Origin of the sequence: Micromonospora sp. WMMD558 (assembly GCF_049315255.1) — a bacterium.
Taxonomy (GTDB): Bacteria; Actinomycetota; Actinomycetes; order Mycobacteriales; family Micromonosporaceae; genus Micromonospora.
This window is the reverse complement of sequence record NZ_CP186061.1, coordinates 2,669,415-2,690,400: the sequence shown is the minus strand read 5'-3', so window position 1 is coordinate 2,690,400 and position 20,986 is coordinate 2,669,415. Positions and strand designations below refer to the sequence as shown.

17 protein-coding genes are annotated in these 20,986 nt (G+C 72.7%); 7 read left to right on the top strand and 10 right to left on the bottom strand.

Annotated features, from left to right (window positions below):
• Positions 1 to 21: 21 nt before the first annotated feature.
• From ACN26Y_RS13100 to ACN26Y_RS13090, 3 genes are all read right to left on the bottom strand, one after another.
• Complete coding sequence (locus ACN26Y_RS13100) at positions 22 to 1,710, bottom strand: acyl-CoA mutase large subunit family protein (protein ID WP_155330551.1); 1,689 nt, start codon at positions 1,708 to 1,710, stop codon at positions 22 to 24.
• 102 nt (positions 1,711 to 1,812) lie between these two features.
• Positions 1,813 to 2,814, bottom strand: coding sequence for a methylmalonyl Co-A mutase-associated GTPase MeaB (gene meaB, locus ACN26Y_RS13095; protein WP_155330550.1), 1,002 nt, complete (start codon positions 2,812 to 2,814; stop codon positions 1,813 to 1,815).
• A 100-nt stretch (positions 2,815 to 2,914) separates the two neighbouring features.
• Positions 2,915 to 4,114, bottom strand: coding sequence for an acetyl-CoA C-acetyltransferase (locus ACN26Y_RS13090; RefSeq protein WP_155330549.1), 1,200 nt, complete (start codon positions 4,112 to 4,114; stop codon positions 2,915 to 2,917).
• A gap of 62 nt (positions 4,115 to 4,176) precedes the next feature.
• On the opposite strand from ACN26Y_RS13090, the gene mce reads away from it, so the two are divergent.
• From mce to ACN26Y_RS13065, 5 genes are all read left to right on the top strand, one after another.
• Positions 4,177 to 4,641: a methylmalonyl-CoA epimerase gene (gene mce / locus ACN26Y_RS13085; RefSeq protein ID WP_155330548.1), complete on the top strand. Its 465-nt coding sequence runs from the start codon at positions 4,177 to 4,179 to the stop codon at positions 4,639 to 4,641.
• Between the two features lie 292 nt (positions 4,642 to 4,933).
• Entirely contained in the window at positions 4,934 to 6,289 is a 1,356-nt protein-coding gene (ccrA, locus tag ACN26Y_RS13080) for a crotonyl-CoA carboxylase/reductase (protein ID WP_155330547.1), read from the top strand.
• Positions 6,290 to 6,578: 289 nt separating this feature from the next.
• Positions 6,579 to 7,823: a DivIVA domain-containing protein gene (locus ACN26Y_RS13075; RefSeq protein ID WP_155330546.1), complete on the top strand. Its 1,245-nt coding sequence runs from the start codon at positions 6,579 to 6,581 to the stop codon at positions 7,821 to 7,823.
• A 166-nt stretch (positions 7,824 to 7,989) separates the two neighbouring features.
• Complete coding sequence (locus tag ACN26Y_RS13070) at positions 7,990 to 10,290, top strand: hypothetical protein (RefSeq protein ID WP_155330545.1); 2,301 nt, start codon at positions 7,990 to 7,992, stop codon at positions 10,288 to 10,290.
• A 386-nt stretch (positions 10,291 to 10,676) separates the two neighbouring features.
• On the top strand, positions 10,677 to 11,831 hold the full coding sequence (locus ACN26Y_RS13065; protein ID WP_422734928.1) for an AI-2E family transporter: 1,155 nt from the start codon (positions 10,677 to 10,679) through the stop codon (positions 11,829 to 11,831).
• Positions 11,832 to 11,889: 58 nt separating this feature from the next.
• Here the strand turns inward: ACN26Y_RS13065 and ACN26Y_RS13060 are convergent, their stop codons facing one another.
• From ACN26Y_RS13060 to ACN26Y_RS13040, 5 genes are all read right to left on the bottom strand, one after another.
• Positions 11,890 to 12,696: an alpha/beta hydrolase gene (locus tag ACN26Y_RS13060; RefSeq protein WP_422734761.1), complete on the bottom strand. Its 807-nt coding sequence runs from the start codon at positions 12,694 to 12,696 to the stop codon at positions 11,890 to 11,892.
• 70 nt (positions 12,697 to 12,766) lie between these two features.
• Positions 12,767 to 13,093 (bottom strand): hypothetical protein, encoded by a 327-nt coding sequence (locus ACN26Y_RS13055; protein ID WP_155330543.1) that lies wholly within the window; start codon positions 13,091 to 13,093, stop codon positions 12,767 to 12,769.
• Between the two features lie 115 nt (positions 13,094 to 13,208).
• A complete protein-coding gene (locus tag ACN26Y_RS13050) occupies positions 13,209 to 14,999 on the bottom strand; it encodes a 3-hydroxyacyl-CoA dehydrogenase family protein (protein ID WP_155330542.1) in 1,791 nt (596 codons plus the stop codon).
• 231 nt (positions 15,000 to 15,230) lie between these two features.
• On the bottom strand, positions 15,231 to 16,301 hold the full coding sequence (locus tag ACN26Y_RS13045; protein WP_196255845.1) for an alpha/beta hydrolase: 1,071 nt from the start codon (positions 16,299 to 16,301) through the stop codon (positions 15,231 to 15,233).
• Between the two features lie 100 nt (positions 16,302 to 16,401).
• Positions 16,402 to 16,884 carry an FHA domain-containing protein gene (locus tag ACN26Y_RS13040; RefSeq protein WP_155330540.1) on the bottom strand — a complete coding sequence of 161 codons (483 nt, stop codon included), beginning with the start codon at positions 16,882 to 16,884 and terminating at the stop codon, positions 16,402 to 16,404.
• Between the two features lie 286 nt (positions 16,885 to 17,170).
• On the opposite strand from ACN26Y_RS13040, the gene ACN26Y_RS13035 reads away from it, so the two are divergent.
• The gene (locus tag ACN26Y_RS13035; RefSeq protein WP_155330539.1) at positions 17,171 to 18,667 is read left to right on the top strand and encodes an aldehyde dehydrogenase family protein; all 1,497 of its coding nucleotides are present in this window, start codon (positions 17,171 to 17,173) and stop codon (positions 18,665 to 18,667) included.
• Between the two features lie 9 nt (positions 18,668 to 18,676).
• Here ACN26Y_RS13035 and nucS read toward each other — a convergent pair whose 3' ends face one another.
• On the bottom strand, positions 18,677 to 19,336 hold the full coding sequence (gene nucS / locus ACN26Y_RS13030) for an endonuclease NucS (protein WP_155330538.1): 660 nt from the start codon (positions 19,334 to 19,336) through the stop codon (positions 18,677 to 18,679).
• 126 nt (positions 19,337 to 19,462) lie between these two features.
• On the opposite strand from nucS, the gene ACN26Y_RS13025 reads away from it, so the two are divergent.
• Complete coding sequence (locus tag ACN26Y_RS13025; RefSeq protein WP_155330537.1) at positions 19,463 to 20,080, top strand: DUF4126 domain-containing protein; 618 nt, start codon at positions 19,463 to 19,465, stop codon at positions 20,078 to 20,080.
• Between the two features lie 117 nt (positions 20,081 to 20,197).
• Here ACN26Y_RS13025 and ACN26Y_RS13020 read toward each other — a convergent pair whose 3' ends face one another.
• Positions 20,198 to 20,788, bottom strand: a complete 591-nt coding sequence (locus tag ACN26Y_RS13020; protein ID WP_422734927.1) for a hypothetical protein — start codon at positions 20,786 to 20,788, stop codon at positions 20,198 to 20,200.
• Positions 20,789 to 20,986 lie beyond the last annotated feature (198 nt).

The window sequence follows — 20,986 nt, the reverse complement described above, 5'->3', positions numbered from 1 at the left end:
GATCGCGGGGGCGCAAGGGGGTCAGAAGCGCGCGGGCTCCCGGTAGACGCCCCATTCGGCGCGGAGGGCGTCACAGATCTCGCCCAACGTGGCCTCGGCGCGGACCGCGTCGAGCATCGCCGGGATCATGTTCTCGTCGGTACGGCTGGCCGCCACCATCCGATCGAGCGCCGTCTTGACGGCCGCCTCGTCCCGGGTCGCCTTCCGTTCGGCGAGCACCCGGCGCTGCTCCAGCTCCACCTCGTGCGAGATGCGCAGGATCTCCAGGTCCTTGGCGACCGTGCTGGTGTGGCAGTTGACCCCGACGATCTTCTTCTCGCCCTTCTCCAGCGCCTGCTGGTACGCGAAGGCCGACTCGGCGATGTGCCCGGTGAACCAGCCGTCCTCGATGCCGCGCAGGATGCCGGACGTCATCGGCCCGATCTGGTGCGGCCCGTCGCCGCCGAGCTGCCTGATCCGGGCGAAGATCTCCTCCGCCTCGGCCTCGATCCGGTCGGTGAGCGCCTCGACGTACCAGGACCCGCCGAGCGGGTCGGCCACGTTGGTCACCCCGGTCTCCTCCATCAGCACCTGCTGGGTACGCAGGGCGATCTCGGCCGACTCGTCGGTGGGCAGCGCGAGGGTCTCGTCGAGGGCGTTGGTGTGCAGCGAGTTGGTGCCGCCGAGCACCGCCGCGAGGGCCTCCACGGCCGTACGGACGACGTTGTTGACCGGCTGCTGGGCGGTCAGCGAAACGCCGGCCGTCTGCGTGTGGAACCGCAGCCACTGAGCCTTCTCGCTGGTGGCGCCGTAGACGTCGCGCAGCCAGCGGGCCCAGATCCGGCGGGCCGCCCGGAACTTGGCGATTTCCTCGAAGAAGTCCACGTGGGAGTCGAAGAAGAAGCTCAGGCCCGGCGCGAAGACGTTCACGTCCAGCCCGCGCGAAAGGCCCAGCTCGACGTACCCGAACCCGTCGGCGAGGGTGTACGCCAGCTCCTGCGCGGCGGTCGAGCCGGCCTCGCGGATGTGGTAGCCGGAGACGGAGAGCGGCTTGTAGCGCGGGATCTCCCGGGCGCAGTACTCCATCAGGTCGCCGATGAGGCGCAGGTGCGGCTCGGGGTCGAAGAGCCACTCCTTCTGCGCGATGTACTCCTTGAAGATGTCCGTCTGGAGCGTGCCGTCCAGCTTCGACAGGTCGGCACCCTGCCGCTCGGCGGCGACCAGGTACATGCAGAACACCGGCACGGCGGGCCCGGAGATGGTCATGCTCGTGGTGACGCCGGCCAGGTCGATGCCGTCGAAGAGCACCTCCATGTCGGCGGCGCTGTCGACGGCGACGCCGCAGTGCCCGACCTCGCCGAGCGACTGCGGGTCGTCGGAGTCGCGGCCCATCAGGGTGGGCATGTCGAACGCGACGGACAGGCCACCGCCGCCCGCGCCCAGGATCATCTTGTAGCGCTCGTTGGTCTGCCGCGCGTTCCCGAAGCCGGCGAACTGCCGGATCGTCCAGGCCCGCCCGCGGTAGCCGGTCGGGTGCAACCCCCGGGTGTACGGGAATTCGCCCGGCCAGCCGATCCGCTCGAAGCCCGGCCAGGCCACTCCCTCCGGCGGCCCGTAGACCGGGTCGACGGCCATCCCGGAGAGGGTGGTGAAGTCGGCGTCCCGCTTGCGCGCGGCGTCGTAGCGGGCCTGCCAGCGTGCCCGTCCGGCGGCGATCTCGTCGGCGTTCATCCGCGGGGCTCCTCCTCGAGTCCTCGACTGCACCCCGAGTGTAGAGCCCCGACCTGAACGATCGCTAAGGAAGTTCGTACCGGCGGGTAACGTGCCCCCTCGTCAGGAGGCGATCTGGGTCAGCAACTGGTCGGCCGCCGCGTACGGATCCAGGGACCCCTCCGCCACCTTGGCGGCGAGCGCCGGCAGCTCCGTACCGTCGCGCAGTGAGCCGATGCGGTCGCGCAGCGCGCCGAGAGCGATCGCCTCGATCTCGGCGGCGGCCCGCGCCTCCTGCCGGCGGCGCAGCTCGCCGTGCTCGACCAGCCAGCCGCGGTGCTTGTCGATCGCGGCGGCGATGTCGTCGATCCCCTCGCCGCGCGCGGCGACCGCCCGCACCACCTGCGGCCGCCACTGCCCCGGCCCCCGCTCGCCCAGGGCGATCATGCCCTGGATGTCGCGGACCGTGGCGTCGGCGCCGTCCCGGTCGGCCTTGTTGACCACGAAGACGTCGGCGATCTCCAGGATGCCGGCCTTCACCGCCTGGATGGCGTCGCCCATCCCGGGCGCGAGCAGCACCAGCGTGGTGTCCGCGAGCGAGGCGACCTCCACCTCGGCCTGCCCGACGCCGACGGTCTCCACCAGCACCACGTCGCAGCCGGCGCCCTCCAGCACCCGGACCGCCTGCGGCGTGGCCGCCGAAAGCCCGCCCAGGTGACCGCGGCTGGACATCGAGCGGATGTAGACGCCGGGGTCGGTGGCGTGGTCCTGCATGCGGACCCGGTCGCCGAGGATCGCCCCGCCGGTGAACGGGCTGGACGGGTCGATGGCCAGCACCCCGACCCGGTGGCCACGCGCCCGCAGCGCCCGGACCAGCTCGTTCGTGGTCGTGGACTTGCCCACGCCGGGCGAGCCGGTCAGGCCGACCACCTGGGCCTGACCGGCGTACGGCGCGAGCGCCGCCGCGATGCGCGGCAACGCCTCGTCGCCGGACTCGACCAGCGTGATGAGCCGGGCCACCGCGCGGGGGTCACCCGCGCGGGCCCGCTCGACGAGCATGGGTACGTCCCGGCTGCGGCGCACCGGCGTCGCCGCGGCCGGGGCGTCGTCGACGGCGTCAGTCACCGCACCTCTTCCGTTCACGACTGCGGGCTCGGTGGGCCCGATTCACTCTCGCCCACCGTGCCCCTTCCGGATCAGGCCCGCGGGGCTCGCGGGACCGTGCTCACTCCTGGCTCTCGGCACCGGCCGGAACGTGGATGATCAGGGCGTCGCCCTGGCCGCCACCGCCGCAGAGCGCCGCCGCGCCGGTGCCGCCACCACGCCGCTTCAGCTCCAGCGCCAGGGTCAGCACCAGCCGCGCGCCGGACATGCCGATCGGGTGGCCCAGCGCGATGGCGCCGCCGTTGACGTTGACCTTCTCCGGGCTGATCCCGAGGTCCCGCGTGGACTGGATGCCCACCTGGGCGAACGCCTCGTTGATCTCGATCAGGTCGAGGTCGTCGACGCCCAGGCCGGCCTTGCGCAGCGCGTGCTGGATCGCGTTGGACGGCTGCGAGTGCAGCGAGTTGTCCGGGCCGGCGACGTTGCCGTGCGCGCCGATCTCGGCCAGCCAGGTCAGCCCCAGCTCCTTCGCCTTGGCCTTGCTCATCACCAGCACGGCGGCGGCGCCGTCGGAGATCGGGGACGAACTGCCGGCGGTGATGGTGCCGTCCCTGGTGAAGGCCGGGCGCAGCTTGGCCAGGGACTCGGCCGTGGTGTCCGGGCGGATGCCCTCGTCCTCGCTGACCACCAGCGGGTCGCCCTTGCGCTGCGGAATGACCACCGGGGTGATCTCGTCGGCGAAGTGGCCGTTCTTCTGGGCGGCGGCGGCGCGCTGGTGGCTGGCCGCGGCGAAGGCGTCCTGCTCCTCGCGGCTGATGCCCTTCGTGGTGCCGTGCCGCTCGGTCGACTCGCCCATCGAGCAGCAGTCCCAGGCGTCGGAGAGACCGTCGAGCGCCATGTGGTCCTTGATCACCACGTCGCCGTACTTGTAGCCGCCGCGCTGGCCGAGCAGCAGGTGCGGGGCGTTGGTCATCGACTCCATGCCGCCGGCCACGACGACGTCGAACTCGCCGGCCCGGATCAGCTGGTCGGCCAGCGCGATCGCGTCCAGGCCGGAGAGGCACACCTTGTTGATGGTGAGGGCCGGCACGGACATCGGGATGCCCGCCTCGACGGCCGCCTGGCGGGCCGGAATCTGGCCGGCGCCGGCCTGGAGCACCTGCCCCATGATCACGTACTGGACCTGCTCGGGGGCGACGCCGGCGCGCTCCAGCGCCGCCTTGATGGCGATGCCGCCGAGCCTGGTCGCGGGGAGGTCCTTGAGGTTGCCCAGCAGGCGCCCCATGGGGGTCCGAGCGCCGCTGACGATCACCGAAGCCATACCTGCCTCCGAGGGGGGTGCCGACCTGTACGCCTTAACGATTGTTCGGCCAGACTAGCGCCATGGCTGAGAACTCCCCCGTCGAGTCCGCTGCGGACTACATCACAGACATCGGGCTGCGCCGCATCGACCACGTCGGCGTCGCCGTCCCCGACCTGGACGCCGCGATCGACTTCTACCAGCGCACCTTCGGGATGCGCTGCGTGCACACCGAGACCAACGAGGAGCAGGGCGTCCGCGAGGCGATGCTGGCGGTCGGCCCGACCACCGAGGGCGGCTGCGTGCAGCTGCTCGCCCCGCTGAGCCCGGAGAGCACCATCGGGCGGTTCCTCGACCGCAACGGGCCCGGGGTGCAGCAGGTGGCGTACACCGTGGCCGACATCGACGTCGCCTGCGCGAAGCTGCGCGAGCGCGGCGTCCGGCTGTTGTACGAGGAGCCGAAGCGGGGCACCGCGAACTCCCGGATCAACTTCGTCCACCCCAAGGACGCCGGCAACGTCCTGGTCGAGCTGGTCGAACCCGCCTGAAAGGAAGGGCCCCTTGTTAACGCCTCGTGCATAGCAGGGGGCCCCTCTTAACACCCCGCCGAGCACGGCGCTGCGCGGTTCACCGCTCACCCGGGCAGCTTCACGCATCGGCCGATGCGGTTTTTCACAGAGGACTTCCGACTCTAGCTACCGTTCAGTAACGTCCGGCCCCACAGCAGCGCGGCCGGTGCCGGATGTGTCGGATGCCGACATGGTGGAGCGGCCGCACCGGCGCCGACGATGGCAGCACCCGTGCCCGCGACGCGCGGGTGCGGACGAACGGGAGGTCGACGTGCAGGACATCCTCGAAGCGATCATGGCGGCGGAGGGCTCGGCGCAACCGGAGCGCGAGCTGGCCGGCGTCGCCGGACTTCCGGTACCGGAGTCCTACCGGGGCGTCGTCGTGCGCGCCGACGAGGCGCGGATGTTCGACGGGATGACGTCCCGGGACAAGGACCCACGCAAGGCGCTGCACGTGCAGGAGGTGCCCACCCCGGAGCTCGGCCCCGGTGAGGCGCTGGTCGCCGTGATGGCGAGCGCGATCAACTACAACACCGTCTGGACCAGCATCTTCGAGCCGGTGTCGACCTTCAAGTTCCTCCAGCGCTACGGCCGGCTCTCCGAGCTCACCAAGCGGCACGACCTCCCGTACCACGTGGTCGGCTCGGACGCGGCCGGCGTCGTCCTGCGGACCGGCCCGGGCGTGACCCGGTGGAAGGCGGGCGACGAGGTCGTCGCGCACTGCCTCTCGGTGGAGCTGGAGGACGCGGCCGGTCACGACGACACGATGCTCGACCCGCAGCAGCGGATCTGGGGCTTCGAGACCAACTTCGGCGGCCTCGCCGAGCTGGCCGTGGTCAAGGCCAACCAGCTCATGCCGAAGCCGCGTCACCTGAGCTGGGAGGAGGCGGCGAGCCCGGGCCTGGTCAACTCCACCGCGTACCGGCAGCTCGTCTCCCACCACGGCGCCAACATGAAGCAGGGCGACGTCGTCCTGATCTGGGGCGCCTCCGGCGGCCTCGGCAGCTACGCCACCCAGATGGCGCTGAACGGCGGCGCCATCCCGGTCTGCGTGGTCTCCTCGCCGGACAAGGCGGAGCTGTGCCGGAAGATGGGCGCCGAGCTGGTCATCGACCGAGCCGCCGAGGGCTTCCGGTTTTGGAAGGACGAGCAGACCCAGGACCAGGACGAGTGGCGCCGCTTCGGCGAGCGGATCCGGGAACTGACCGGCGGTGAGGACCCGGACATCGTCTTCGAGCACCCGGGCCGGGAGACCTTCGGCGCCAGCGTCTACGTGACCAAGAAGGGTGGCACGATCGTCACCTGCGCCTCGACCAGCGGCTACCAGCACCAGTACGACAACCGCTACCTGTGGATGCACCTGAAGCGGATCGTCGGCAGCCACTTCGCCAACTACAAGGAGGCGTGGGAGGCGAACCGACTCATCGCGCTCGGCAAGATCCACCCCACCGTCTCGAAGACGTACGCGATGGAGCAGACCGGCCAGGCCGCGTACGAGGTGCACCGCAACGCGCACCAGGGCAAGGTCGGCGTCCGCTGCCTCGCCCCGGCCGACGGGCTCGGCGTCCGCGACCCGGAGTTCCGCGCGCGGCACGAAGAGCGCATCAACCGGTTCCGCGGCCACTGACCGTACGGACGAGGCGCCGGCGACCATTGCGGTGACCGGTGATTGCCTTTCCACCGGCCGCGCCGGCCGCCATTCGAGTGGTACGAGGTCACGACGAGAAAGGGCCGCGGGGTCTTCTCCGCGGCCCTTTTCCGTGCCCCGCCGCAGGATCTCCGCCGCGGCCGGGAGCTGCCAAGATCGCCGGCCGGTCCGGCCCCTCCGGACGCCACCGAGTTGACCATGTAAAGAGGACACGAAAGCTCGCGGACGCTCTTGCGAAGGACCCCGGGGCGTCTGCCAGTATGTCCCAATGCCCCAGCAACAGTCCTCCCCTCTTGCGTTCTTCGATAACGCGAACACCCAGCCCGATTTCACTGTCGGCCTCCGCGGTTACAACACCGGCCAGGTGGACGACTTCATCGGCCGGCTGACCGCCGCACTGACCCAGTCGGAGCAGGCGCGGGCCGAGGCCGAGCAGCGGATGAACGACGCCCAGCGCCGGCTTCGCCAGGCCGAGCAGCGCATGGGCGCCCTGGAGCAGAAGCTCACCGAGACCAACAAGCAGCTCGAGGAGAACAGCCGGCCGACCCTCTCCGGCCTGGGCACCCGCGTCGAGCAGATCCTCCGGCTCGCCGAGGAGCAGGCCAACGACCACCGCAACGACGCCAAGCGGGAGTCCGAGGGCATCCTCTCCGCCGCCCGCCTCGAGGCGCGGGAGATCACCGACAAGGCGCGCGCCGAGGCGGCGGCGATGAAGGCCACCGCGGAGCGCGAGGCGGGCAACGTCCGCACCGCCGCCGAGCGGGAGGCGGCCGAGGTCCGCGTCCAGGCCCGCCGCGAGGCCGAGACGCTGCGCGCCGACGCCGAGCGGGAGACCAAGCAGCTGCGCACGGTCACCGCGCACGAGGTCGCCGAGCTGAAGTCGACGGTCGAGCGGGAGGTGGCCACGCTCCGCGCGACGGCCGAGCGGGAGATCACCCAGCAGCGGGCGAAGGCCGCCCGCGAGGCCGAGGAGAAGCGCGCCGAGGCGACCAAGCTCCTCACCGACGCGCGGGACAAGCGCGACAAGGACCTGCAGGCCCTGGAGCTGCAGCTCGCCGAGCGCCGCGAGAAGGCCGAGCGTGAGGAGTCGGAGCGGCACGCCACCCAGGTCGCGCAGACCCAGAAGCTGGTCAGCGAGGCGGAGCAGCGGGCGCGGGCCGCGCAGGAGCGGGCCAAGGAGATCGAGCAGCGGGCCGAGGCCCGCCGGGTCGAGTCGGAGCGCACCGCCACCGAGACGGTGGAGAAGGCGAGGGCGCACGCCGAGAAGACCCTCAGCGAGGCGAAGGCCGAGGCGCAGCGCCTGCTGACCGAGGCCCGCACGGAGGCCGAGCTCACCACGCAGGCGGCGCGCCGCGAGGTCGAGGACCTGACCCGCCAGAAGGACGCCGTCACGTCCCAGCTCGGTCAGATGCTGTCCGGGCTCGCCGGCATCGTGCCGGGCGTTCCGGCCGCGAAGCCGGAGGCGAAGACCGAGGGTACGGAGGCGCGGGCGACCGCCGAGGCGTCCAGCTGACCGGCCCGACCGGGGCATGATCTACGGCGCGGGGTGACACCGGGTGACCGGTGCCACCCCGCGCCGTTACGCGTTTCCCAACAGGTGAAACCGGCGCGGTGAAGCCGCTCCTATCCGACGCGTCCGTATCGCCCCAGGAGGGGCCGTTGCGTGTGAGGATGGGGGCATGTCGCACGGCGAGGAACTGTTCGCTCTCGGCGGGGATGTGACCACGGAGCCCAGCTTCGAGTCCGCGCTGCGGGGGTACGAGAAACGACAGGTCGACCGGTACGTCGCTCGCGCCGAGCACGAGATCGCCACCCTGACCGCCGAACGGGAACAGGCCTACACCCAGATCCACAAGCTTGCCGGCCAGGTCGAGGTGCTCCAGCGGGATCTCGCCCAGGTACGCAAACAGGTCGGCGTCGTCGACCGCGCCGCGTTCCGCCACCTCGGCCCGCGGGTCGAGCAGATCCTGACCCTGGCCGAGGAGCAGGCCGAGGACATCCTCGCCGCCGCCAACGAGGAGATCGAGGCCCGTCGGGCGGCCGCCGAGCACATCATCGACGAGGCGCGGGAACAGGCGGCCAAGGCCCTCAAGGACTTCGAGATCGCGCTCGCCGCCCGGCGCGCCGAGGAGGACCGGCAGACCGCCGCCCGCAGGGCCGAGGCGGACGCCGCGGTCAAGGCCGCCACCGAGGAGGCGGCCCGGCTGCGCAAGGCCGCGCAGGAGGCGCTCGCGAAGGCCCAGCAGGAGGCGACCCATCTGCGGGACACCGCGAAGGAGATCCACACGCGGGCCCAGCAGGAGGCGACGAAGCTGCGCGAGGCCGCGAAGGAGACGCACGCCAAGGCCCAGCAGGAGGCGACGGAGCTGCGCGAGGCCGCGAAGGAGGTGCACGCCAAGGCGCAGCAGGAGGCCAAGCGCCTCGTCGAGCAGGCCACCGAGGCGAGCCGGGCCACCCACGCCAAGGCCCAGCAGGAGGCCAAGCAGATCATCGACGACGCCAGCACCGCCGGCCGGGCCACCCGCAACAAGGCCCGCCAGGAGGCGGAGCGGCTCACCACGCAGGCGGCGGAGGCCGCGAAGCGCCAGCGCGCGGAGACCGACGCGTACGTCCAGCGGATGCGCACCGAGACCGAGGCGTACGTGCAGCACGCCCGCGCCCAGACGCAGCAGGAGCTGGGGGCCTGGCGGGCCGGCGTGGAGAAGGAGGTCAACAGCCGACGCGAGGCGGCCGACCGCGAGCTGAGCCAGCGGCGTGCCGCCGCCGACCACGAGTTCGCCGAGCGCCGCGACGCGCTGGAGAAGCAGTACAAGACGCGGCAGGTCGAGCTGGAGAAGCAGCACCGGTCGCGCCAGCAGGAGCTGGAGTCCGGCTTCACGGCCCGCCGCACCGAGCTGGAGTCGGGCTTCGAGACGCGCAGCGCCGAGCTGGAGTCCGGCTTCGAGACCCGGCGCGCCGAGCTGGAGTCGCGGTACACCGCCCTGAAGAACGAGATCGAGGGTGCGGCCGCCGACATCCGCCAGGCCGCCGAGCAGGACGCCCTGACCATGCGCCGCGAGGCTGAGGAGGAGGCGACGGCGCTGCTCAGCCGGGCCGAGGCGGAGGCCACCGAGAAGCGGCGCACGGCCGACGAGCACGTCGCGACGTCCCGGCGGCAGTTCGAGGAGTACGCGGCCACGACCCAGCAGGCCCTGGCCACCACGCAGCAGCACCTCGCCGCCACGCAGCAGGAGGCGGCGGCCGGCCGCCAGCAGCTCGCGCAGGTGATGCTGGAGATCGCCCAGGCCCAGCAGCAGCTCGCCGACCTGCGGCAGGAGACCTGGCGTTCGCGGCAGGAGTCCGACGAGCTGCAGCGGCAGGTGACCGAGCTACGGCTGGAGCTGTCGGGCGCACCGACCGGCGCCGGGAGGCCCGGCTCCGACGGCGTGACGGCGGCGGTCACGGTCCGGCCCCCGACGCCGGTCTCCGGCGACGGTGCGGGCCCGGCGAAGGCCACCGCGGCGCCGGTCACCGGCAACGGTGCGGGGCCGGCGAAGGGGTCCGCGGCACCGGTCACCGGTGACGGTGCGGGTTCCGCGAAGGGCTCTGCGGCGGTAGCGCGTGCCGGGGCCGCCACGACGTCGCCCACCGACGTGCGGGGCATCTCGACGTCGCAGCCGGAGGCGGCTGACCGGGGCCGGTCGGACGCCGGCAAGGTCGAGCCGGCCGAGGCCGGCCAGCCCGCCCGTGGGCGGATGGAGCCGACCACCGGAGCACCGGACCGGGACAAGGTGGCGTCGGTGACCACCAAGGACGGCGGCGGCACCGCCAGCGCCGGGGTGGACGGCGAACCGACCGTCGCGGCCGTGCCGGGCGAGGGCGGCCGGGACGCCGCACGCGCGAAGATCACCAGCGCCGGTGAGAACGGCAACCGCCCCGCGAAGCCGACCACCGACGAGCGCGGCGCCAAGCCGAGCAAGGTCGTCGTCGAGAAGGACTGACCGGCCCGGACGGGCCGCTCCCCGGGGAGGCCGGGCGCGCCACGATCTGCTGCCGGCCGGCCGGGGCGGCTACGCTCCCGGTGGGACCCGCAGTCGCGGGCCGGTGTCGGGGTTCTCCGGCGGTCGCCGGAGCCTGATCCTCGGGAGGTCCGGTGGCAGAGCGCGAACCGGGGTCGCACGAGCCGGCCGACCGCCCCGATCGTCGGCCGCCGGGGCCGGACGGCGTCACCGACCCGAACGCCCGGTCCGGGCCCGACGACCCGCCGCACTCCGACCCAGGCCCAGGCCCAGGCCCCGGGCCCAGCCCCGGCCCCGGCCCCGACCCCAGCCCCGGCCCCGACCCCAGCCCCGGCCCCGACCCCGGCCCGGACGACCCCGGCCCGACGCTGCCGGACGGCCCCGGCCCGGACGACGACCCGGGCGCAACGCGCGCCGGCGGCTCCGCGCCCACCGGTTCGGACGCTCCGGACGACGCCCCGCCGGACAACGGCTCGGGACGGTTCGGCACACCGGGGCGGCCGTTGCGGCGCAGCAGCTTCCTGGTCGGCTTCACCGGCGGGCTCGGCGTTCTGCTGGCGTACGCGCTCTTCCTGGGGCTGCGCAACGCCGCCGGCGTCCTCGTCCTGGCGGTGATCGCCCTCTTCCTCGCGGTCGGGTTGTACCCGGCGGTGGCGCGGCTGCGCCTGCTCGGGCTGCCGCACGGCCTCGCGGTGACGGTGGTCGCCCTGACCGTCCTGCTGCTGCTCTGCGGTGGCGTGTTCGCCCTGGTGCCGCCGGTCGTCACCCAGTCCGGCCAGTTCGTCGAGCAGTTCCCGAGCTACCTGGAGTCGCTGCGGCGCAACGAGACGATCAACGAACTCGTCGAGCGGTACGGCCTGATGGAGCGGGTGCGGAACGCCGCGAGCGCCGACGTGGTGGGGCGGGCGCTCGGCGGGGTGCTCGGTGGCGCCCAGCTCATCTTCGGCACCGTCTTCCGGACGCTGACCGTGCTGGTGCTCACCATCTACTTCCTGGCGTACTTCAACCGGCTGCGGGCACTCGCGTACGCGCTGGTGCCCCGGTCCCGTCGGCAGCGGGTCCAGCTCATCGGCGACGAGATCATCACGAAGGTCGGCGCCTACATCGTCGGCGCGCTCGCCATCGCGGTGCTCGCCGGGACGTCCACGTTCGTGTTCGCGTTGATCGTGGGGCTGCCGTACCCGTTTGCGTTGGCCGTGGTGGTGGCGGTGACCGACCTGATCCCGCAGATCGGCGCCACCCTCGGCGCGGTGATCGTGACCGTGGTCGGCTTCGCCACCGGCCTCCCGGTGGGGATCGCCTGCGCGGTCTTCTTCCTGATCTACCAGCAGTTGGAGAACTACCTGATCTACCCGAAGATCATGCGCCGGTCGGTTCAGGTCAACGAGGTGGCCGCCCTGGTCGCCGCGCTGCTCGGGGTCGCGCTGGTGGGCGTGATCGGAGCCCTCATCGCGATCCCGACGGTCGCGGCGATCCAGTTGGTCCTGCGGGAGGTGGTCCTCCCCCGCCAGGACCGGCGCTGAGCCGATCGACAGCGGCTGCCGGAGGCGCTGTCCCCGGTTCGGCCGCCAGCGTGGGTCGTCAGTCGGTGCCGGTCTCCGGGCGGGGCACCGGACGGTCCGCGAAGGCGGCGACGGTGCGGTCGGCGTACGCGCTGACGTCGCCCGTCTCCATCGGGCCGTCCCAGGTGGTCGGCAGCGGCACCGGCACGGCCGGGTTGACCCGCCGGACGATCTCGTCGAGCACGGTCTCGGCGTCGCCGACCCAGAGGTGCTTGGCACCGGGCACGCCGACCACCTCGGCCTGCGGCACGGCCCCGAACCGCTCGCGGGCCTCGTCGGGCCGCAGGTAGTCGTCGAACTCCGGGACCAGCGCGGTGAGCGGCTTGCCGGCGCCGGCCCACCGGGCCAGGTCCTCCGCGGTGGAGTACCGCAGCGGCGGGGAGAGCAGGATCGCTCCGGTCACCGCCGGGTCGCAGCCGTGCTTGAGGGTCAGGTCGGTGCCGAACGACCAGCCCAGCAGCCAGATGTCGGGCAGCTCGTGGAACTCCGCGTACTCGATGGCCGCGGCGACGTCGTACCGCTCGCCGACGGCGTTGTCGAAGGCGCCCTCGCTGGTGCCGCGCACGCTGCTGGTGCCCCGGGTGTTGAACCGCAGCACCGCCAGGTCGGCCAGGGCCGGCAGACGCCAGGCGGCCTTGCGGAAGATGTGGCTGTCCATCATCCCGCCGTGCGTGGGCAGCGGGTGGAGGCAGACGAGCGTCGCCACCGGCTCGCGGTCGGCCGGGCGGGCCAGGTCACCGACCAGGCGCAGGCCGTCGGCGGTGTGCAGCTCGATCTCCTCCCGGCGGCCGGGCAGGATCGACGAGGCGCGGATGGGTGTGCTCACCCGTCCAGTCTCCCGCGCCACCGGCGCGGCCGCCCGTCCGGGCGGAAACACGGTGATCCAGATCGCCCGCTCACCCGTGGCGGGGCGCGCTGCGACCGCGCTGCACGACCGGCGAACGCCGGTCCCGGGCCCGCCAGCAGCCGCTGTGCCAGTGCCGGCGGTCGGTCAGGTCGCCCCGCCCGTCCGCCGGCCAGGCCACGACGTGCGCCACGCCCGGCCGGATCTCCTGGTCGCAGCCGGGGCAACGGTACGTCTTGACCGACGCCCCGCCGCTGATGCCCCGAACCTGCCAGTCGCCGTCCCGCCACTGCTGGACCGACGCGACGCCCTGGCGTACCCGCTCGGAGTCCAGGTGTGCGGTCTCGTCACGGCGGGGTCGGTTGCGACGGGGACTCACGCATCCCAGCGTACGGCCGGGCCGGCGGCGGCCCGCTCACCGGCCGGCGCGCTGCGGTGTTAAGAAGGGCACCTTCACCTACACCAGGCGTTAACAGGGGGCCCTTCCTTACACCTCAGCGGCGGGTGTGGTCGCGGAAGCCGCGGCCGGTCTTGCGGCCGAGGTACCCGGCGGTGACCAGGTGCTCCAGCAGCGGTGCGGGCGCGAAACCGGGCTCGCGCAGCTCCAGGTACAGCTCCCGCTGGATGGCCAGCGACACGTCCAGGCCCACCACGTCGAGCAGCTCGAACGGGCCCATCGGGTAGCCGCAGCCCAGCTTCATCGCGTGGTCGATGTCGTCGGCCGTCGAGTAGCTGGCCTCCAGCATCTTCACCGCGTCGTTCAGGTACGGGAAGAGCAGCGCGTTGACGATGAACCCGGACCGGTCCCCGCAGACGACGCCGGTCTTGCCCAGCTTCGCGCAGACCGCCTTGGCGGTGGCGGTGGTCTCCGGCGAGGTGCGGATGGTCTGCACGATCTCCACCAGCGGCATGATCGGCGCGGGGTTGAAGAAGTGCAGGCCCACCACGTCGGCCGGCCGCTGGGTGGCCATCGCCACGTCGATCACCGGCAGCGACGAGGTGGTGGTGGCCAGCACCACGCCCGGCTTGCAGATCTCGTCCAGGCTGGCGAACAGCGCCTTCTTGACGCTGAGTTCCTCGACGACGGCCTCGACCACCAGGTCGACGTCGGCCAGGTGCTCCAGGGTGGCCGACCAGGTGATCCGGCCCAGGGCGGCGTCCCGGTGGGCCTCGCTGAGCTTGCCACGCACGACACCCTTGTTGAGCGAGGTCTTGACCGCCTCGAAGACCTTGGCGGACTTCTCCGCGCCCCGGGTCACCGAGACGACCTCGTACCCGGCCTTGGCGAACACCTCGATGATGCCGGTGGCCATCGTGCCGGAGCCCACCACGCCGACCTTCGCGGTGCCGCGGGCGCCGTCGGCGAGCGCCGACTCCGTGGTCACGGGCGTCTGCTCGTCGGGTACGACCACCGGCGAGCCCGGCCGCTCGTAGGTGTAGAAACCGCGGCCGGACTTGCGGCCGAGCAGCCCCGCGGTGACCATCTGCTTGATCAGCGGCACCGGGGCGTGCCGGCGGTCCCGGCCGCCGCGCCGGTACATCGTGTCGAGGATCTCGTACGCGGTGTCCAGGCCGATCAGGTCCATCAGCGCGAGCGGCCCCATCGGCAGGCCGCAGCCGAGCTTCATCGCGGCGTCGATGTCCTCGCGGGTGGCGTACCGCGACTCCAGCATGCTGACGGCGTGGTTGAGGTAGCCGAAGAGCAGCGCGTTGGCGATGAACCCGGCCCGGTCGCTGATCGTCACGTCGACCTTGCCCAGCCGCTCGCAGAGCGCCTCCACGTCGGCGACCACCTCCGACGAGGTGACGACGGTGCGGACGATCTCGACCAGCTTCATGACCGGTGCCGGGTTGAAGAAGTGGATGCCGATGACCTGGTTGGGGCGCGTGGTCGCCACCGAGATCTCGGTGACCGAGAGCGACGAGGTGTTGGTCGCGAGGATGGTCTCCGGCTTGCAGACGCGGTCCAGCTCGGCGAAGATCCGCTGCTTCAGGTCCAGGTGCTCGGGGACGGCCTCGATCACCAGGTCGACCGAGCGCAGCGCGTCCAGCCCGACCTGCCAGTTGACCCGGGCCAGCAGGGCGTCGCGGTCGGCCTCCGCCAGCTTGCCCTTGGCCACCGCCCGGTCGGTCGAGCCGGTCAGGGTGACCCGGCCGCGCTCCAGCGCGGTCTCGGACACCTCGACCGCGACGACGTCGATGCCGTTGCGGGCGAAGACCTCGACGATGCCGGCACCCATGGTGCCCAGACCCACCACACCCACACTGGTGAACTCGCGCGCCACGACCGGCCTCCCCTGGTTCGCTCCGCGCAGCCGACATGAACGGCCGCTAAGTTAAGCGGAGTCTGCCACGTGACGCATGGTTGTCGAGACGCCGTGGGATATTTCACGGCTCCGCCGCCGTCGATGGACGCCGGCCGTGCCGGCCGGTTCCGGGCGGCGCCGCCGGCCGCTCTCCGGTCGCTCTCCGGTCGCCTCGGCGCGGCCGTCGCCGCCGATCACGGACGGTGGGCGTCAGCGCCGGCGGTCGACCAGGGCGAGCAGTTCGGCGACGAACTCGGCCGGCCGCTCGATGTGCGGGCTGTGGCCGCAGCCGGGCAGCACCACCTCCCGGTACGCGCCGCCGGCCGCCACGTACCGCTCCAGCACCGCCCGGGTCTGCCCGACCATCGGCTGCGGCGGGCAGTCCGCCTCCCCCGGCCAGCCGGGCACCACGCCCAGCGCTCCCAGGTGCGCCAGGTCGAACAGCGAGGTGTCCGAGACGATCACGTCGGCGTCGCCGCGTACCCAGGTGACCGGCGGCTTCCCGGGGACGGCGACCAGTTCGTCGGCGATCCGGAAGTACGCCGGTGCCAGGGCGTTCAGTACTCCGCGCCGGCCGGGGGCGGTCCCCGGCCAGTTGGTGGACGGCTCGGCGGTTCCCGGGTAGTTGTCCTCGCCGGTGGCGGTGGACAGGACGGTGTCCAGCAGCAGCTCCTCGTCGTCGCCGAGCGAGGCGGGATCGGCGACGTACGCGCTGCGTAGTACCGCCCGCGGGCTGGTCGGGGCGTCGTCGCCGCGGTCCTTGCCGGCCAGCCGGCGGACGAAGTCCGAGTTGGCGGTGCCGGCACCCGTGCCCGCGAAGTCGGGCGTGGTCGGGGTGCCGTCGAGGTCGCGGGTGCCGCCGAAGCCGTACGGCGAGACGGGTGCCTCCAGCAGCAGCCCGGCCACCCGGTCGGGGTGGTCGACCAGCAGCCGCATGGCCACTCCCGCGCCCAGCGAGTGCCCGACGACGACCACCGGCCGCGCGCCGGCCGGCAGGAGTGACCCGTGGTCGAGCAGGGCGGCGACGTCGTCCGCGAGGTCGGCCAGCCCTCGCGTCGCGTCGACCGGCGCGGTGTCGGTGTCCCCGTAGCCGCGCAGGTCCGGCGCGATGACCCGCAGGTTGCCCGGCAGCCGGCGCACCAGGGGCTCCCAGAAGAGGGCGGACGAGCAGTTGCCGTGGATCAGCAGCACCGGTACGCCGTCCGGCGGCCCGGCCACCCGCACCGCCTGGGTGATCCCGTTCGCCGTGACGACCTGCTGCTGGCTCTCCATCCGCGGCATGCTGCCAGGCCGTCCACCCGCCCGTCCATGGGCCGCACCGACATGACGCGGTCGTCGGACGTGTGGCGTCCTCACCCGGCCAACCGGGTTCCGCCGCTGCTCAGGCGGGCACGGCGTCGGCCGGCTCCGGGACGGCGGCCACCGGCTGCGCCGCGGCCGGCAGTTCGGGAGCGACCGGACGCTCCGGAGTGGCGATCGGCAGCGGGAGGGTCGGCCGGTGGTCCCGGCGCGCCAGGCCGAAGGTCAGCCCGACCGGGTCGGTCAGCGCCACCCCCGGGTCGTAGACCCGGAGTTCGGTACGGCCGATCCGGATCACGTCGCCGTCGGCGAGCCGTTCCACCCCGATGATCCGCCGGTCGTTGAGCCAGGTGCCGTTGGTCGACCCGAGGTCGGCCACCGATGCTCCCTCCGGAGCGAGCCACATCTCGGCGTGCCGTCGGCTCAGGTGCGCGTCGGTCAGGACGACGTCCGCCGTCGGCGCCCGTCCGATCACCAGCCGGCCCCGCCCGAGCCGGAAGCTCAGCCCCCGCATCGGCCCGCCGGCCACCGTCAACAACGGCAGAAACTCCGGATGCTCCTCCATGGACAGTCCGCCCTCCACCCCGCACGGTCACCCCACGCGTCAGCCTGCCACCACACGGTAGTCGTCTTCACCGCCCGGGCGGCCATCTCCCTGTCGCCAGCCGGACACCTCGTGTTCCGTTTTTCGGTCTCCGATGTCCGGTATCGAGGGATGTGCACCTCACCCGTCGCGGCCCCGCCCCGTGACACGGGTCAGGTGCCCGCTCCGTTCAACGGCTCGGTGCCGCCGGCGTCACCACCCCGCACGACCCCTACCGGCGAGTAATCCTCGGGTCTAGACTTCCGCCATGACGGCTGTGCATGTCCCGGGGACCCCGATCATCGAGGACGGGCGGCTCGTGTCGACGAGCCCGGCGACCGGCGCGGAGGCCGGGCGCCTGCCCGTCGCCAGCGTGGCGGATGTCGAGGCGACGGTTGCCCGCGCCCGCGCCGCGGCCCCCTGGTGGGCCGGGCTGGGCTTCACCGGTCGCCGGGAGCGGCTGCTGCGCTGGCGCGCGCTGCTCGCCAAGCGGATCGAAGAGCTCGCCGAGCTGGTGCACGTCGAGGGTGGCAAGCCGCTCGCCGACGCGATCGTCGAGATCGTCACCGCCGTCGAGCACGTCGACTGGGCCGCCCGCAACGCCCGGCGGGTGCTCGGGCCGCGCCGGGTACGGTCCCGACTGGTGCTGGCGGAGTTCTCCGCCCACCTGGAGTACCAGCCGCACGGCGTGGTGGGCGTGATCGGCCCGTGGAACTACCCCGTCTTCACCCCGATCGGCTCCGTCGCGTACGCGCTGGCCGCCGGCAACACCGTCGTGCTCAAGCCCAGCGAGTACACGCCGGCCGTCGGGCAGTGGCTGGTCGACACGTTCGCCGAGGTCGTCGACGAGCAGCCGGTGTTCAGCGCGGTGCACGGGCTCGGCGACGTCGGCGCGGCGCTGTGCCGGTCCGGTGTGGACAAGGTCGCCTTCACCGGCTCGACCGCCACCGGCAGGAAGGTGATGGCCGCCTGCGCGGAGTCGCTCACCCCCGTCCTGATCGAGGCGGGTGGCAAGGACGCGATGATCGTCGACGCCGACGCCGACCTGGACGCCGCCGCCGACGCGGCGGTGTGGGGCTCGCTCACCAACGCCGGCCAGACCTGCATCGGCATCGAGCGGGTGTACGCCGTCGAGCCGGTCTTCGACGCCTTCGTCGACAAGGTGGTCCAGCGGGCCGGCCGGCTCACCGTCGGCGCCGACGGCGCGGACATCGGGCCGATCACCATGCCGAGCCAGCTCGACGTGATCCGCCGGCACATCGACGACGCGCTGGCCCGGGGTGGTCGCGCGGTGCTCGGCGGCGCCGAGGCCGTGCAACCGCCCTACGTCCGGCCGACCGTCCTGGTGGACGTCCCCGAGGACTCGGCCGCCGTCCGCGAGGAGACCTTCGGCCCGACGCTGACCATCAACCGCGTACGCGACGCCGACGAGGCGGTGACGCTCGCCAACGCCCTCCCGTACGGCCTGGGGGGTTCGGTCTTCGGCCGGCGGCGGGCCGTGGCGCTCGCGCGCCGCCTGCGCTCCGGGATGGCCTCGGTGAACTCGGCCCTGACCTTCGCCGGGATGTCCACCCTGCCCTTCGGCGGGGTGGGCGACTCCGGCTTCGGGCGCATCCACGGGGAGGACGGGCTGCGCGAGTTCGCGCGGGCCAAGGCCATCACCCGCCGCCGGGCCCGGTCGCTGCTGCCGGCGATGACCTTCGACCGCACCGACGCCGACGTCGCCCGCCTGGTCAAGGTCATCAAGATGATGTACGGCCGCTGAGCCGCCGGCTCAGAAGAGGGTCAGCTCGTCGCGTTCGATGCCGCGGAGCTTGTCGTAGTCGACGACCACGCAGCGGATGCCGCGGTCGGTCGCGAGAACGCGCGCCTGAGGCTTGATCTCCTGTGCCACGAAGACGCCGCTGACCGGTGCGAGCAGCGGATCCCGGTTCATCAGCTCCAGGTAGCGGGTGAGCTGCTCCACGCCGTCGATCTCACCGCGGCGCTTCACCTCGACGGCGACGGCCGCGTTGCTGGCGTCCCGGCAGAGCAGGTCGACCGGCCCGATCGCCGTCATGTACTCCCGGCGCACCAGCGTGAAGCCCTCGCCCAGCGTCTCCGGGTTGGCCGCCAGCAACTCCTGCAGGTGCGCCTCCACGCCGTCCTTGCGCAGCCCCGGGTCGACCCCCAGGTCGTACGACGTGTCCTGGAAGACCTCCTCCAGGGTGATCCGCAGCTCCTCGCCGGCCTTGTTGACCACCCGCCAGACGCCCGGCGCCTCCTCCAGCCGGCACGGCGGGCTCATCCAGTTCAGCGGCTTGTACGCCCGGTCGTCGGCGTGGATCGACACCGACCCGTCCGCCTTCACCATCAGCAGCCGGGTGGCCGGCGGCAGGTGGGCCGAGAGCCGTCCGACATAGTCCACCGAGCACTTCGCAATCACCAACCGCACCCGACGAGGGTAGCGGAGGGCCGGCCCGGAGGCTGTCGGGCAACCCCGGGGCGAGCGAGGTTTCCCGTCCGCCGCCCGCCGCCGACGCAGCGAGCGCCACTGGCGTGCCGGTGCGATGCTGAAACGGTGCTCGAAGTGCTCACCGGTACCGGCCTCGCCGCCTCGGCGGGGCTGAACGCGTACATCCCCCTGCTCACCATGGGTCTGCTGGCCCGCTACACCAGCCTGATCGACCTGCCCTCGGGGTGGCAGTGGCTCGGCAACGGCTGGGTGCTCACCATCCTGGCGGTGCTGCTCGCGATCGAGGTGGTGGCCGACAAGGTCCCGGTGGTCGACCACGTCAACGACGTCGTCCAGACCGTGGTCCGGCCGACCGCGGGCGGTCTGGCGTTCGGGGCCGGCGCGAGTTCCGAGACGGTGACGGTGAGCGACCCGGCGAGCTTCTTCTCATCGAACCAGTGGGTGCCGGTGGTGACCGGCGTCCTCATCGCGCTCGGCGTTCACCTGCTCAAGTCCGCGGTTCGGCCGGTCGTCAACGCGACGACGGGCGGGGTCGGTGCGCCGGTCGCGAGCACCGCCGAGGACGCCACCAGCGTGGTGATGTCGGTGGTCGCCATCGTCCTGCCGGCTCTCGTTCTGGCGTTCCTGCTGGGCCTGGCGCTGGTCGGCTTCGGGTTCCGTCGCCGCCGCGCCGACCGCCGCCGCGAGCGGGAGGCGGCCCGCGCCGCGGGCTTCCGCGTCTGATCCGGTACGCGGCCGGCCGGTGCCCCCGTCGGGAGCGCCGGCCGGGCGTGGAGACGCCGCTGGCCGGCACCCGGGTTCGGGTGCCGGCCAGCGGCTTGGTTCCCCCTATGAGGAAAGTCAGTTCCAGTGCTCGGCGACGAGGTCGGCGGCCTGGGTCTCCCACTGGGCGTAGTGGAACGGGTAGGCCGACACCTGCACCGTCTGGGCGGCCTTGGTCAGCGGCATGTCCTGCCAGCCGTCGACCTGCTTGAGACCCTTCAGGAACGCCAGCGTGGAGTATTCGGGGTCGGTGATCTGCTCGACCGTGCCCCACCCGCTGGACGGGCGCTGCTGGAACAGGCCCTGCGAGTCGTGGTCGTTGCGCTCACCCAGGTGACCCAGGTTGACCAGCTTCGACTCCTGCAACGCGGTGGCGATGGCCACCACGGCGGCCCGCTCGTCCATGTCGGCCTTCTTCGTCGCCGCGATGATCGCCTTCACATTCGCGGTCTGCTCGTCGTCCAGGTCGATACGCGACTGCTTGCCCTGCACACCGTGCGGGATCAGCGTGTTCTTGTCCACCGTGTCAGCCTGCACGGTGGCGGCGAGCGACGTGGTGCCGACCGTGCCGGCGGTGGTGGTGTCGTGGTTCAGCGGGCCGGCGGCGAGACCACCGGCGACGGCCAGACCAGCGATACCGAGAACGCTCTTACGCAGCATCGTGTTCATCACGAGAAGCTCCATTCGGGGGAAGGGCACCCGCGCCGACAAGAAGGGGGGATCAGCGAACGGATGCGACGTCCGGGCTCGCAGGCACGGTCCGAGGGGGTCGGACCGGCGATGTCCCGGGTGTCCGGACCGGCGACCACGCGGGGCGGGGGGCCCTCACGGCGCCGGGACCATGTGTAACGACCGCCGGGCCGCCAT